Origin of the sequence: Pseudonocardia halophobica, assembly GCF_050948485.1 — a bacterium.
GTDB classification, from domain to species: domain Bacteria; phylum Actinomycetota; class Actinomycetes; order Mycobacteriales; family Pseudonocardiaceae; genus Pseudonocardia; species Pseudonocardia halophobica.
In genome coordinates, this window is sequence record NZ_CP192046.1 from 1011304 (window position 1) to 1024741 (window position 13438).

A 13438-nucleotide genomic window follows, 5' to 3' on the forward strand; every position below is an offset into this window, starting at 1 on the left:
GCCAGTCCGGTCCGGAGGAGTCGGGCAGGTTCATGTCCAGCAGGACGCAGTCCGCGTGGCCGAGCCGGCTGGTGCCCTCGGCCACTTCACTTCCACGGGGACGGGCCGTCGATCTGCCCGAACGGGAGAACGACCGCCCAGGGTGCAATCGGCCTCAATGCTCACGCCCGTGTTCCGGATGAGAGGGTGCCGACCCCGATCGTGAGGGGTGCGGTCAGCACGGCCGCCCCGTCGCCGCCGGAGCGCTCCTGGACCATCCCGTCCAGGACCCGGACGATGTCCGCCCGCTGCTCGTCGGAGAGGTCGGCGACGATCATGCTCGGGATCGGGTTGCCGCCGATCGTCCAGTCCCACAGTTCCTGCCCGGAGCGAACGGCGATCCGCTCCTGTGAGTCGGTGGCGACGATGACGTCGGTCAGCCCGGCGTCGATCAGTCGCTGTCGCATCACGCACGGGTCCGCGACCTGGAACTCGAGGATCGGCTCGTCCTCGGCCGGACCCTCGAACCCGGGAACCACCGCCCGCACCGCAGCGAGGAAGAACTGGAGCGCCTCGAACTCGGCCGGGTCGCCGTAGGCGATCAGGAAGACCCGACCGCCGGGCCTGGTGACCCGGACCATCTCCCGCAGGGCCTGCGGCTGGTCGGGCACGAGCATCACGCCGAACTGTGAACCGGCCACGTCGAAGCTGTCGTCCGGCAGGGCGAGAGCGCGGCAGTCCATCACCCGGCCCTCGGCGTCGAGCCCCTCGGCCCTCGCTCGGGCCTCGAAGCGCTCGATCATCCGGGGAGACCAGTCGGTCGCCAGCACGGACGCGCCGAGCCGGGCCGCGGGCAGGCCGAGCCCGCCCGGGCCGGCGGCGACGTCGAGAAACCTGTCCCCTGCCTTCACCCCGGCGAGGTGGAGGCCTACCGCGGCCAGGTCGGTCTCGCCGGGTGCCACGTGCTCGTCGTACAGCGCCGCGATCGCGTCCCAGGCCTCCACCGGGGCGGCGTGCTCGGTGGTCGTCTGCTCGAGGTCGGTCATGCCCGGCTCCCTTCCCGACGTGGGGAGGGCGACGCTAGGCGGGCGAGCAGCCGGGGGCTTCGGTCATTCGATTCACGTCGCGCCGAACGAGTGGTCAGTTCTGTGTATCGGGGTGCTCGATGAGGTCGTGCTCGTAGGCATAGGCGGTTGCCGCAGCCCGCGACGGCACGTCGAGCTTGGTCAGCAGGTTGTGGACATGGCGGGCCACCGTCTTCTCGGACAGGCCGAGCTCGCGGCCGATCCCGCGGTTGGTCCGCCCGGAGGCGACCAGGGTCAACACCTGCAGTTCGCGTGCGGTCAGGCCCCCGGGGATCGGGGCGACAGCCCGTCCCACCAGGCCGTCGAGCCGCTCGACGTCCGGTTCGGCGCCCAGCTGCGCGAAGACGTTCCTGGCGGCGTCCAGCTCCATCGCCGAGGTCTCCGGATCGCCCAGCGCCCGGCACGCCAGCCCGATCAGGACCTGGGCCCGGGCCGCCTCGTACGGAGCATCGAACCTGCGCCACGTGGCCGAGGCGACCCGCAACCTCCGCAAAGCTGATCGCGCGTCCCCCTCGGCGATCAGCACCGCTCCGGCCGCCGAGTCCGCAACGGCCCGCAGATAGGCGACGTCGAGGACCTCGGCGGTCCGGTCCAGCTCCTCGGCCCCGGCCCGGGCCGCCGCGAGATCGCCGGCCGCGATCATGACGTCGACATACGCCGCGAGCAGCCGGGAGCGGGCCGGTGGTTCCTCGGTCTCCGCCAGGGCCCGGTGCAGAACGGCGGCCGCGGCGTCGATGCGCCCCTGAGCCAGCCGAAGCAGCGCCAGACCCGGTTCGGGGCGACGCCCGGCGGCACCCGCCCTGCGGTAGGTCTTCTCGGCCGCCGCGTACTCGCCGCGCAGCCGGTGGAGCTCGGCGAGCTGGTAGTAGGCCGAGCCCAGCGAGTCCCACCGGATCGGGCCCGACAGGAGCTCGCAGGCCCTGTGGGCGGCGGCCACGGCGTCTGCCCAGGCGCCCTCCAGCTGCAGCAGCTCGCAACGGTGCACCAGGCAGTTCCCCCGATACGGGACGAGATCGGGCTGCGCGTCGCACCAGCGGGCCAGCGCCGTCGTCCACTGACGGGCGCGCTGCAGATCGAAGACCTCGATACAGCCGGCAATCACCGTGCAGTACGCCATCCCGGCGTAGATCGGCGACACCTCCCCGGAGGTGACCGCGACCATGACCTCGTCCAGCAGGACGAGGCCACGGGAGACGGCGCCCTGCAGCAGCACGCACATGCCCTCGCCGAGGCGGGACATCGTCACCAGGTCCGGGTCGTCGAAGGGCCCGCTGTCCGCGGCGGCCGCCGTGAACACCGGCTGAGCGCCCTTCGGGTCGCCACTCCACATCCGGGTGAAGGCGTCCCAGGTGTGCAGCCAGGCCTGCTCAGCGCAAGTCTCGTGCCCCTGGAGGACGCGACCGGCGCGGGCGAACCATCCCCTCGCAGGAGCCGTCTCCCCGCGGAACATCAGACCTGACGCGATCCGGATCGCCTGGCGGGCGGCGCGTCGCGGCTCGTGGAGCTCCATCGCGTGATGGTGCGCGCGGGTCCAGGCGCGCGTGGCCTCCTCGTCCCGTCCGGTCAGATAGGAGGCCAGCGCGAGCATCTCGAGCCCGTCGATGTCGAGCGGGGCGGCAGCGTCGGCCCGCGCCAGCTCCGCGTACGCCTCGCCCCACGACCGACGGGCGAGCGACGCCCGCGCCCGGGACAACGCGCTGACGGTGCTCATCGCTGTCGCCGTTCGTCGAGGACCGGTGGCGGAGCCACAGTGTGGCGGGGGTGACCGATGTGAAGCCAGCCGGGCTCCGTCGCGTCTGTACGAGCGGTTTCTCGCGTGCGGGCATCGACGCCGGCCGGCGTGAGGACGGATGCGGTTGTCGATCCGGTAGGCGGCGACGACGCCGGCGGCCCGGCGTCCGGCGCTCGCCGCGGAAGTGCTGCATACAGTCGGAAGATCGTCGTCGACCCCGGACGACACCGAAGACGCCTTCCGGTCCGGGCCACGCCTCACGCCGTCTGATGGGCGTTACCGAGCTTGCCTCTGATTCACGCAACCCGGGTCCTTTGACCGGCCACGAGTCCTCTGATCAGACGATCCTCGCTGTGCGCGGATTCGCTGAGGTGGAGGCCGCCAGCTGGGCGGGGTGACGGTTTGGCAGGGGCGCAGACCAGGGAATTTTCCCAGTCGAATGTCGGGTATTCCCCCGCTGGGCCATGGGGTCCGTTTTCACGCGGCCTGGGGACAACCCCCTGGTTGCCCCAGCGGCCCTGCCCCCACTCTGGTCGCCCTTCGCCCCGGCAACCGGCCGGTGGTGAATGAACCAAGGAGGGCCATGCTTACTGCCATTCTCCGGAGATCAGCCCGAATTTCGGTCGGTGTCATCGCCGCCGGAATGCTCGTCGGCCTGGCGTCACCGGCAGTCGCCGCCACCACGGTGGCGCCTACCGCGAACGCGGCTCTTCTCCCGGCAAGCCCCCATGAGAACCGGAAGGAGAGGATTCGCGACCACAAGGCGTTCGCATTGATCAACCAGGAGCGCGCGAAGGCGGGGTGCGCGCCGCTGCGGAAGGTCGAGAAGTTGCAGACCGCGGCCCGTGAGCAGAGTGACGTGCAGGCCAGGCGCGACCGGATGGGGCATGACGGGGCGAACGGCAACTCGCCCAACGACCGTCTCGGCGGTATGGGCTATCACCAATGGGCCGAGAACGTAGCGCAGTACGGCTCCGCGGAGGCCGCGGTCAACGCCTGGATGAACAGCCCCGGCCACCGGGCCAACATCCTCAACTGCGCGTACACCGAGACCGGCCTCGACAGCGAGCGCAGCAAGACCGACGGCCAGATCTACTGGACGCAGACGTTCGGCGGCTGATCGCCGCCGGCCGCGCCCGCTTCAGCCCAGACTGGCGTCGTCGACGAGAGGCTGCGTAGTCGGGCGGGCGGTCTCGTGCGACGCGAGCTCTGATCTCGAAATCGTTCATCCACCTGACAGCCCCGGCCCACGACGGTCCGGGGCTGTCGCGTGCCCGGGGAATGGGCGAAGGCGGCAGGGGCCCTACCGAGCGGCACGGAGCTGATGTGTCGACCACCGGTTCGGTCCGGATCGGGGGCGGCGGCCAGTAGCCCGCCGAAGTCCGTGTCCGCTGACGAGCACCCTGCTCTCGGTTCGAGCGGTGAGGAGGACGGTCCGATCGCTCGCGGCTCGCAAGCCGAGCGATCTCACGTGCGTCGCGTCCCATCCCTCGTGGGAGAGGAGGGCGCAGAGACGGGGTGAGAGGTTGTTGTCGAGCAGCAGCCTCATGCCGTCGCCTCAGACATCCCATGGCGAGAGGTGTCAAGCGGCGGCGGTGTTGACGCCTGCCGATGTCGTCGAGCAGTTCCACATCGTGGTGATCCTCAGCCCAGTCATCACCCACGAACACCGTCATCCGCGTGCTGACCCGCTGGCCCCTACCGGAGCCGAGCCTGGCACAAGCTGGCCCGACAGCTCCCATTAGAGGGCAACGCGAAGCCGTCGGTCGACGGCATCGTGCGCGGCGTTCGGCTGTTCTCGAGGTCTGCCGCCCGCTCAGGTGACTCGATGCCGTTGAGCTGCGAAGATCCTCATGACCCCGTCGCCCGTCGCGTTGCCGCGGCGTGAACTCTCGTTCGGGGCTGCTGATCTCCGATGGCCGCCCGTCTCGTACATGGTGGTGCTCGCCGACGGCGAGGTCGGGTACGGGAAGCCGCTGACCGCCATGCGCGAGTACCTCGTCGGCGCCCGCGGCCGTCGGAGGACTTCCTCGCCTGGGGCTGGCGGATCGCGTTCTGGCGCTGCTGTTCGCCTGGCGGGGCATGCACTGGTCGAGGTCCCCGTGGCCGGCGTTTCGACCGCCTGCGGCCTTCACGTTGCCCACGATCGGGGAATCTCCAGCGGAGGGGGCCTCGTCGTGCAGACGCGGTGCGCTCGGCGGCGAGGCCCAGCCCCAGGTTGTGGTACCCGCCGACGGTGCACTCCGCGCCGGTCGGCCGACCTGCCCTCAGGGTCGTGTCGGCTCCTCGGGCTCGGGTCGCCGCCGACGGCCAGGTCAAGTGCAAGTGCCTGCGCATCGGGGTGCTCCAGGAGGGCTTCGAGGTCCCCGGCCCGCGAGCGGCCCGAACACTCCGCCGAGGGAGTGCTGGTGCATGCCGCCGCGGTCACATTGGCGGTGCCGCGGAGCTCGAGTCGCTCATCAGTAGTGGATTCGTCCACGTCGGCCCGAGCGGCGACGGCCAGGCGCTGAAGGTCGTGAACAATGCGATCATGGGCGTCTGCATGGTGACGTCGTGCGAAGCAGCCGTCCTCTCGCAGAAGCTCGGTCTCGACCCCCAGGTCCTCTTCGACGTGGTGACCCGCTCCTCCGGCGACAACTGGGTGTTCCGCAACTGGTTCCCGCTGCCGGATGTCGTCCCCACCTCGCCGAGCTCCCACGGCTACGAGCCCGGGTTCATGGTCGACCTGGTGCACAAGGACCTGAAGCTGGCCGAGGCCACGGCGGGGGAGTTCGACCTCTCGATGGAGACCGTCGCCACGGCGGCCAAGCTCTTCGCCCGGGCCTCCACCGCCGGTGCCGGTGAGCGTGACCCGACCGCACTCGCCCTCGAGTTGGGTGCCGAGGTCGACTGAGCGACCGGGCGACCGACGACGCTCCGCCCGACCGCCCTCACGGGCGGCGGGCGTCCCCCGGTTCACCAGGCAGGAGCCCGACCATGGCCTTGCTCACCCTCGTCTCGCTACACCGACGACATCGAGCTCGTCACCGCGCACCGGCCCGAGCATCGGCAGTACCTCTGTGGTCTCGCCGATCACGGGGAGCTGGTGGTCGCCGGACCGCTGGGGGAGCCGGGCCCTCCGGGCGGCCTCCTGGTTTTCGACGTCGAGTCCGCGGAGCGGGTCGGCGAGATCGCCGACCACGACCCGTTCCGGGGCGCGGGGTGTGATCGTGGAGCATCCAGAGCTGGACGCTCTCGATCGGCGAGAACCTGCTCGCCGACGTCCGGTAGTGCCTGCGGCTCACCACGGTCGGAGACACTCCGAGCCGGCGTTGCGGTGAGCGGAGATCGTGCCCCCGGCAGGATTCGAACCTGCGACACCCGCTTCAGGAGAACGCCGAGACGCATCACAAGCCTGCTGCAGGCTCTCTACCTGCAGAGACTCCAACTGGAGTTGCCTCCGACTGCTGTGTGTGACGAGATTTCGCACCACGTTTGATTCCACGCCGCCGTGATCGATCACTAGTAGGCGATCAACCGTGGCCAGTCGAGGTGACGGTCGCGGTGGCGCGGCCGGACAGCTCACGAGCGCCCGACCGCCCACGCGAGAGGCGAGCGCGCATCTCACGCTGCCGCCTATGCCTCAACGCGCCAGCGCTGCTCCGGACGCGGGGGCTATGGCGAGCATCTCGTGTTCCTTTCGAAGGCGCGCTCAGCCCCGGCGACAAGCCCGGCTTCAGTCCGGGTCTGCGCGGCGCGCGGCAGCCGCGGCAGTCCGCGGATGAGGTCGGCCGCCTTCTCGGCGACTGTGATCACGGGGGCGTTGCAGTTGCCGCGGATCGGAACCGGGATGATCGAGGCGTCGGCGACGCGCAGGCCATCGACGCCGTGCACGCGCAGCTGCGCGTCGACGACGGGGCCCATGGCGCAGGTGCCCATCGGGTGGTAGAGCGTGCGGCCGGTCCGGCGCAGGAACGCGAGGATGTCGGCGTCCGAATCGGAGTCCGGTACGGCGAAGTCGGCTCGGCGCTGCTGCTGCAGGGCGGGGCGCGCCGCGATGTCCAGCGCGACGCGGACGCCGTCGATCATGCTGCGCTGGTCGTCCTCGGTGGTGAGGTAGTTGTGCTGGATGAGCGGTTTGACGTGCGCGATCCGGCTGCGCAGGGTCACCCGGCCCCGGCTGGTCGGGGCAAGCAGCGTGGGCAGGATGCTGAAGCCGTCTTGCGTGACGGGCGGGTCCGCGGCCTCCCGCGCGACCGCTCCCCCGGTGAAGTGGAACTGGATGTCAGGCGCCGGGAGCTCGGGTCGGGTGCGGATGAAGGCGCCGCCCTCGGCGAAGCCGGAGGTCAGCGGTCCGCGTCCCTCCTGCTCGAACAGCGCGATGTTCTCGGGCGTCATCGCGGTGCGCAGGCTCGGCCGGTCGGTGAGCCAGGCGAGCACGGTCATCATGTGGTCGTGGAGGTTGCGTCCGACCGGCAGGTCCAGCCGCGGCTCGATGCCCAGAGCGCGCAGCTCGTCGGCCGGCCCGATGCCCGACAGCAGTAGCAGGTGCGGTGAGTGATAGGCACCGGCGCAGACGATCACCTCGCGCTCGGCGCGAAAGGCCTGAAGCGTGTTGTGCCGCAGAACCTCCACGCCGACCGCACGGCCAGCCTCGAACAGCACGCGCGTGGCGAGCGCATCGGTGAGCACGTCGAGGTTGCCCCGTTCGGCCGCCGGGTGCAGGTACGCGTCCGCGCTGCTGCACCGCCGGCCCATGCGCTGCGTGAACTGAAACCAGCCCGCGCCTTCGTGGACCGGGCCGTTGTGGTCGTCGTTGGGCGCGATCCCGGCCTCCACCGCCGCTGCAATGGATGCCGCCACCAACGGGTGCTTCGAGCGGCCCTCGCTCACGCTCAGCGGTCCGTCGACACCGTGGTAGTACCCCTCGCCGCGCTCGTTGTCCTCTGCACGGCGGAAGTACGGCAACAGGTCCTCATAGCCCCATTCGGGACAGCCGCCTGCCGCCCAACCGTCGTAGTCCAGGCGATTGCCGCGCATGTAGATCATCGTGTTCAGCGAACTCGATCCCCCAAGCACACGCCCGCGGGGCAGAAGATCGCGCCGGTCGTCGAGCCCGGGCTCGCGCTCGCTCCACAGCCCCCACTCAAACCGGCTGAACCACAACTGCCGAAACGCCAGCGGCATGTGGATCACCGGCTCGTCGTCCGGCGGCCCCGCCTCGATCACGGCAACTCGAACGTCCGGATCCTCGCCGAGGCGCGCCGCCAGCGCACAGCCGGCCGAACCGGCGCCGACAATCACGTAGTCGAACATGGGACCAACTCCCGTGTGGAACGCCCAAGGCGTCGGGCGTGGGACGTCGGTGCCTCTACCGCAACCCTACCCAGCGGCAGTAGCCCCGGTCAACGAGTCAAGTCCCGGGACGTGGTGTAAGAGTTCGGCGCTCAGTTCGTCGGTGAGATGGTTGGCGGCTCAGGCCGCGATGAGCTGGACCTCCTGGTCGTGGTCTGTTGAGAGATCCTTCTCCGCGTCACCGACGTCCCCCGCAGCGCCCACGGCCCGCGACCTGAGCGGGGACCGCGTCACCGGATCATCGTCTCGCCGCTCCCGCTCCGCTGATCGGGCGGCTCTCGGGGTTTCGGCCCGCGGTGCATCGGCTACGAACGCGACATGACCTCTTCGCTCGACCGCGTCGTGGGCTCATTCCGCAGCTCTCCGCACGGGGCGGGGCGTTCCGAGCGCACCCGCGCCGAGTTGCGCGAGGCGTTGGAGGCGGCGGACCTGCTCGACGACCTGGACGGGTACACCGTCCGCGAGCTCGACGACGACGAGGAGATCCTGCTGGCGGGTGACAGGGGCGAGGTCACGACCTGGCGGCAGGACTACCCGTACGCGGAGCGGATCGATCCGGCGGAGTACCGGGCGCGCAAGCGGGCGCTGCAGATCGAGCTGCTGAAGATGCAGTCCTGGGTCAAGGACACCGGCGCGCGGGTGCTGGTGCTGTTCGAGGGCCGCGACGCCGCCGGCAAGGGCGGCACGATCAAGCGTTTCACTGAGCACCTCAACCCTCGGGGAGCGCGGGTGGTGGCGCTGGAGAAGCCGTCGCCGCGTGAGGCCGGGCAGTGGTACTTCCAGCGGTACTTCGCCGAGTTGCCGGCGGCCGGGGAGATCGTGTTGTTCGACCGGTCCTGGTACAACCGGGCCGTGGTGGAGCCGGTCATGGGTTTCTGCTCCGGCCGGGAGTACGAGGAGTTCATGGCGCAGGCGCCGAGCCTGGAACAGTCGCTGGTCGACGACGGGATCCACCTGGTCAAGCTGTGGTTCTCGGTCTCCCGGGCGGAGCAGCGGACGCGCTTCCTGATCCGGGTGATCGATCCGTTGCGCCAGTGGAAGCTGAGCCCGGTGGATCTCGCCGCGTTGGAGAAGTGGGACGAGTACACCGGCGCCAAGGAGGCGATGTTCGCCCGCACCGACACCCCCGAGGCGCCGTGGACGGTCGTGCGCAGCAACGACAAGCGTCGCGGCCGGATCGCCGCGCTCAGCTGGGTGTTGTCCACGCTGGACTACCCGACGAAGGATCCCGAGGCGGTGGGGGAGCCGGATCCGCTCGTCGTCGGCCCGCCGACACAGGTCTACGAGGCCAGCGAACGCACCTGAACGTGGGGCAGGACCGACCGGTGGTCGTCAGGAACGTCGAGGATGGGGACGGCGGGCCACGTAGGTCAGTGCCGGCGGGAGGTTCCGCCAGATCGTGCGGCTGAGGATCACCTCGTCGTAGGCGGCCCGGAGCTGGTCGTGTTGGCGTCGCGACGGCGCGGCCCAGCGGCTCCAGGTGTAGGTGAACTGGGTGAACGCGCCGGTCGGATGAAGGGTGGCGGCGATGGTCTCGATCAGGCGTCCTCCGGCGCGCCCCGAGAAGGCCGCCCAGGGCAGTCCGCTCACGACGGCGTCGGCCGTCGGGATGCCGCGGTCGGCCAGGACCGCGGGAAGCTCGACGGCGGCCGCGGTGACGACCTCGACCGAAGGGAACCGCTCGGCTAGGACCCGGGCCATGTGCGGGTTGAGGTCGATGGCGATGTGCCGGCCGCGGCTCCCGAGGCGTTGTTGCACGGCGGCGGTGAACGCTCCGGTGCCGGGGCCGAGTTCCACGACGATCGGTTCCCCGCTGCTCGGGACGGGCGCGGTCATGGTGGCGGCGAGGGCGGGGGAGCTCGGTGTCACCGAGGCCATCCGCAGCGGGTTGCGAACGAACTCGCGCAGGACGAGTGCAGTACTCATCTCGTGGGCTGCTTTCCGCCGGCGCGCCGGCCTGTCGAGGTCGCGGACCACGAGTGATCGTGCAGCGGGTACGAGGTCGGCGGCAACGGCCGCCGCTGTGGAGCGTCTGAGAAGGGCCGGGACGACGGTGGCCGATGGTTGCCCGGCGGGCCGGGCGTATGGCCGACGATCCCGGATGGCCCTCACCCGGTCCGGTGCACGGACTCCCGGTAGAGCCAGGCCCCGGTGACGTCGGGGAGCTCTTCGACACGTTTGTAGACGGTGCCGCGACCGGAGGTCGAGTCCGTCCAGAACAGGCTGGGGAGCGGGATGGACATGTAGCCGTACCGGACGACCTGGCCGCGCGCTGGAGCGTCCTCGAACCGAACGTTCACCGCAATGCACCGAGTGCGCGCGTCGGGACCGGCGAAGCTACGCATACCTGGCCGAGTCGTCAGGCGACGATGACGTACAGGCCGTACCCGACGATCGCGACCACGGCCGCGAGACAGACGACGGCGGTGGGCGGAGCGTCACTGCAGGTGGCGGAGGCAACCCGTGCGCGTGGCCCTGGCAAACGAGTGCGGTGAATAGTCCGCACGCCGCTCGCATCATCCAACTGGTCGTCGCACCATGTTCGAATGCTGTTCATCGGGCCCGAAGCAGACGAGGCGACCGACGAGCACGAGGGCTACATCGCCGGTCGCTATCGCAACGGAGCGCTCTCCAGACATCTGGACGAACGTGAGCCGCTGCGCCGAGGGTACGTTCACCGCGCTCGTCCCGGCGTGCGAATGCGGCTGGCGCGGCCTGCTCCAGCGGCCCGACCGGCGTGGGGTGGACCGGTGCTGGAGCGCGTGGTTCACCGAGCACTTCGTGGGGCTTGCGGTCGCCCGGCCGGTCGTCGCCCAGCGCCCGATGGGGCAGGACGATTTCCTCCCGCCGAGCTCCGGACCGTGCGACGACCGGCGGGGATTGGTCGGGCCGCCGGGGTGGCCGGCTCCGGATGATCAGCGCTTCACGCGCGATCTGGCCGGTGTTCAGCAGTGCTGGCCCGAGGCGGCAAGTGCCTGTACGGCCTCGGGGAGGCTGGGGTAGCGGGGGAACGCGGTGACTGTCGCTGAGTCCTCCGGCGGCAGCACCTCGAACAACGTCCGGTCCCCGATCAGGGCGAACGACGCCGACGTCCGGCTCGTGTCTCGCCCGGCCTGGATGACCGCTTCGAGGCCGAGGCTCGTAGCCCGGTCGACGAGACGGAGGTCGATCACCAGACACCCGGTGGTCAGGTCACGGCCGGAGCTGATGAGCTTCAGTCGGGTGGCGACGAGCCGCCTCAGGCGGAGACCGGTGTAGGCGTCGAGTGTGCCCTCGACGGTGATGGCGTGGATGCCGGGTGCCACCGTGCTGATCATCATTCGAGCGCGACGAGTGAGAGCCATTGTGCCTCCGGGAGACTGGAGCCCGACGGCGCGTGCCCCCACCGTCCGGGCCGGCGCCACTGATGCACCGCCGGCCACCCGCCTCATCGACGCGTCGCCGGGTCCTAGCCCACCCGTTGAGAGCCAAGATCGGTAGGTCCTCGATCGATCTAGTAGCCGAGCGTTCAGCTCGGCGTCGCCTGCCGGAAGCTCGGTCGCGGGTGGGCTGCCGATTCCGGTCAGCCCAGCTTGGGAGTTGCGCCGACGCGCGGGACGCTGTCGCGGATGGCGTCCATGATCCGTTCCAGGTCGCCCTTCGGCAGGCCGACATCGCTGTGCTGCGAGTCGAGCTGCCGGTGGGCGTAGGCGATGAGGTCGAGTGAGACCGAGCCCGGCTCGTCCGTACCTGCGCCGTGGGTCGCGCGTACGCGCCAGCCGTCGAGCTCGAGCCGAGTGAGGTGGGGGTAGAGGAGGTCGTCGAGGTCCTCGGGGTCGTGGTGCTCGGTGACCCGGGCGAGCTCGGAGTCGAGCTCGTCGACCCCGGCGTCGAGCGCGGCCCGGTACTCGGACCAGCGCTTCGCGTCGATCGAGTCGCAGCCCTCGTGGATGCCGTGGAGCCGCGTTCGCAGCGTGTCGAGGGCGATCCGGACCCGCGCGCCGTGAGGACGGGCACCGGAGGTCACGCGAGCAAGGGCGCCGTCCACCTCGGAAAGGCGCTCGTTCGCGCATGATGTGCCCGAGGGCGGTCGCGCTCATGGCGTGACGGTAGGCGGGGCCGACGACGAGAAGCCCTCGGTCCGGCCAATGGACGGTGGCCGTTGCGCGTCGTCGAGGAGGTCCTGGCGGTGCCGTCAGGCCTCGATGAAGATCAGGTCTTCGGGTGGGCGGGTCATGCGGACCTGTTGCCCCTGGATGTCGAGGACGTTGTCGAAGCCCGTGACGGCGGCGGTGCTGGCGATGATCAGCCGGTCGTCGACGGTGGCGAGGTAGGCGGGGAAGCCGTCGAGCGAGGCGTCGCCGTCGCCGAGGGCGAGGTAGTCGACGAGGCGGCGGAAGAGCTTGGGCAGGATCACGGCCTGCTCGGTGAGCGTCTCGAGGCCGGTGACGGTGAACCCGGACTCGGTCACGTCCTCGGCCCAGATCCCGCGGCGGGCCGTGCGGGCGCCACGGTAGGCGTCGGTGAGTGCGGCGCGCAGGTCGGGGAAGAGCTTGCTGTAGTAGGTCGGATAGGCCAGCCCGGCGTCGAGCATCTCGCTGTTGGCGCTCCCGGCCAGGTCCTCGGGGCGGACGAACACCGACTCCAGGTCGCTGCGGGCGCTGTCGCCGCCGAAGGCGAACGCCACACAGCGGCCGTACTTGTCGGCGAAGCGGGTGAGGATGTAGCCCGGCACCCGCTCTGGGACGGACGAGACGACGGTCTGGTCGTCGCGTTCGACCTCGGTGAACCCGAGCAGCCGGGGGAGCAGGGCGGCGGCCTGCTCGGCGAGCCGGATCGGCTGGTGGAGCTGGCCGAGGCCGCCGACGCGGGGGCTGTAGTGGGTCTCGAGGGAGTCGATGCCCTCCAGCCGCAGCTGTGCGCCGCCGGTGGCGTTGGTGCGTACGGGGATTCCTGCTCTGGGGAAGGCGGCGGGGTCGTCGGGATGGAAGCGGATGGAGTCCCCGTCCGGGGCGGCGCCGACGATGCGGAAACCGCCCTTGATCAGCGTCAGTGGCACGGGTTCACCCTCCTCCGATCCTTTGGGCCGGGTGAGCCCGGCCGGGCGAAGAGTCGTCCCCGCAGGCGTCGAGTCGGGGAACGGCTTCTTCGGGCTGGTGAACAGCGCGCCACGACGGTCAGGGCACCTCGTACCGCTGGGCCGACCGGCGGCGAGCAGGACGAGGGCGAGACCGCCATCCGGAGCAGCAGGTCGAGCAGTCACGGGCTGTTCATCGACTCGTCCCGCGCGCCGGTTGCCCGCGGCGGCGACCGTGCGGGAGAACTGGAG

The 13438-nt window shown here is 70.6% G+C and carries 12 protein-coding genes, 1 tRNA gene and 1 pseudogene; 4 read left to right on the plus strand and 10 right to left on the minus strand.

Going from position 1 to position 13438, the window contains the following annotated elements:
• Positions 1–161: 161 nt before the first annotated feature.
• Positions 162–1025 carry a class I SAM-dependent methyltransferase gene (locus ACQP04_RS04930; RefSeq protein ID WP_433505883.1) on the minus strand — a complete coding sequence of 288 codons (864 nt, stop codon included), beginning with the start codon at positions 1023–1025 and terminating at the stop codon, positions 162–164.
• Between the two features lie 94 nt (positions 1026–1119).
• Complete coding sequence (locus ACQP04_RS04935; protein WP_433505884.1) at positions 1120–2775, minus strand: LuxR C-terminal-related transcriptional regulator; 1656 nt, start codon at positions 2773–2775, stop codon at positions 1120–1122.
• A 604-nt stretch (positions 2776–3379) separates the two neighbouring features.
• Here ACQP04_RS04935 and ACQP04_RS04940 point away from each other — a divergent pair.
• On the plus strand, positions 3380–3916 hold the full coding sequence (locus tag ACQP04_RS04940) for a CAP domain-containing protein (RefSeq protein WP_433505885.1): 537 nt from the start codon (positions 3380–3382) through the stop codon (positions 3914–3916).
• A gap of 183 nt (positions 3917–4099) precedes the next feature.
• On the opposite strand, the gene ACQP04_RS04945 is transcribed toward ACQP04_RS04940, so the two are convergent.
• Complete coding sequence (locus ACQP04_RS04945; protein WP_433505886.1) at positions 4100–4345, minus strand: DUF5615 family PIN-like protein; 246 nt, start codon at positions 4343–4345, stop codon at positions 4100–4102.
• A gap of 366 nt (positions 4346–4711) precedes the next feature.
• Here ACQP04_RS04945 and ACQP04_RS04950 point away from each other — a divergent pair, with 366 nt between their 5' ends.
• Positions 4712–5689: an NAD(P)-dependent oxidoreductase gene (locus ACQP04_RS04950; protein WP_433505887.1), complete on the plus strand. Its 978-nt coding sequence runs from the start codon at positions 4712–4714 to the stop codon at positions 5687–5689.
• A 120-nt stretch (positions 5690–5809) separates the two neighbouring features.
• Positions 5810–5989 (plus strand): annotated as a pseudogene (locus ACQP04_RS04955) (YciI family protein); the annotation flags it as partial.
• Positions 5990–6129: 140 nt separating this feature from the next.
• On the opposite strand, the gene ACQP04_RS04960 reads toward ACQP04_RS04955, so the two are convergent.
• Positions 6130–6218 (minus strand) — tRNA-OTHER (locus ACQP04_RS04960).
• Between the two features lie 232 nt (positions 6219–6450).
• Positions 6451–8091: a GMC family oxidoreductase gene (locus ACQP04_RS04965; RefSeq protein ID WP_433505888.1), complete on the minus strand. Its 1641-nt coding sequence runs from the start codon at positions 8089–8091 to the stop codon at positions 6451–6453.
• Between the two features lie 357 nt (positions 8092–8448).
• On the opposite strand from ACQP04_RS04965, the gene ppk2 reads away from it, so the two are divergent.
• Positions 8449–9435 (plus strand): polyphosphate kinase 2, encoded by a 987-nt coding sequence (ppk2, locus tag ACQP04_RS04970; RefSeq protein ID WP_433505889.1) that lies wholly within the window; start codon positions 8449–8451, stop codon positions 9433–9435.
• A gap of 27 nt (positions 9436–9462) precedes the next feature.
• Here ppk2 and ACQP04_RS04975 read toward each other — a convergent pair whose 3' ends face one another.
• The 5 genes from ACQP04_RS04975 to ACQP04_RS04995 form a co-directional block, all read right to left on the minus strand.
• Positions 9463–10056, minus strand: a complete 594-nt coding sequence (locus tag ACQP04_RS04975; protein WP_433505890.1) for a class I SAM-dependent methyltransferase — start codon at positions 10054–10056, stop codon at positions 9463–9465.
• 182 nt (positions 10057–10238) lie between these two features.
• Positions 10239–10430, minus strand: coding sequence for a hypothetical protein (locus ACQP04_RS04980; RefSeq protein ID WP_433505891.1), 192 nt, complete (start codon positions 10428–10430; stop codon positions 10239–10241).
• Between the two features lie 645 nt (positions 10431–11075).
• A complete protein-coding gene (locus tag ACQP04_RS04985) occupies positions 11076–11435 on the minus strand; it encodes a hypothetical protein (RefSeq protein ID WP_433505892.1) in 360 nt (119 codons plus the stop codon).
• A gap of 257 nt (positions 11436–11692) precedes the next feature.
• Entirely contained in the window at positions 11693–12136 is a 444-nt protein-coding gene (locus ACQP04_RS04990; RefSeq protein ID WP_433505893.1) for a hypothetical protein, read from the minus strand.
• 168 nt (positions 12137–12304) lie between these two features.
• Positions 12305–13168 (minus strand): thermonuclease family protein, encoded by an 864-nt coding sequence (locus tag ACQP04_RS04995; protein WP_433505894.1) that lies wholly within the window; start codon positions 13166–13168, stop codon positions 12305–12307.
• Between the last annotated feature and the right edge of the window lie 270 nt (positions 13169–13438).

Coding starts and splice junctions, on each gene's coding strand:
- ACQP04_RS04950 (WP_433505887.1), top strand. CDS start 4,712: ATGGCCGCCCGTCTCGTACATGGTGGTGCTCGCCGACGGCGAGGTCGG.
- ACQP04_RS04940 (WP_433505885.1), top strand. CDS start 3,380: ATGCTTACTGCCATTCTCCGGAGATCAGCCCGAATTTCGGTCGGTGTC.
- ACQP04_RS04935 (WP_433505884.1), bottom strand. CDS start 2,775: ATGAGCACCGTCAGCGCGTTGTCCCGGGCGCGGGCGTCGCTCGCCCGT.
- ACQP04_RS04965 (WP_433505888.1), bottom strand. CDS start 8,091: ATGTTCGACTACGTGATTGTCGGCGCCGGTTCGGCCGGCTGTGCGCTG.
- ACQP04_RS04930 (WP_433505883.1), bottom strand. CDS start 1,025: ATGACCGACCTCGAGCAGACGACCACCGAGCACGCCGCCCCGGTGGAG.
- ACQP04_RS04975 (WP_433505890.1), bottom strand. CDS start 10,056: ATGAGTACTGCACTCGTCCTGCGCGAGTTCGTTCGCAACCCGCTGCGG.
- ppk2 (WP_433505889.1), top strand. CDS start 8,449: ATGACCTCTTCGCTCGACCGCGTCGTGGGCTCATTCCGCAGCTCTCCG.
- ACQP04_RS04945 (WP_433505886.1), bottom strand. CDS start 4,345: ATGAGGCTGCTGCTCGACAACAACCTCTCACCCCGTCTCTGCGCCCTC.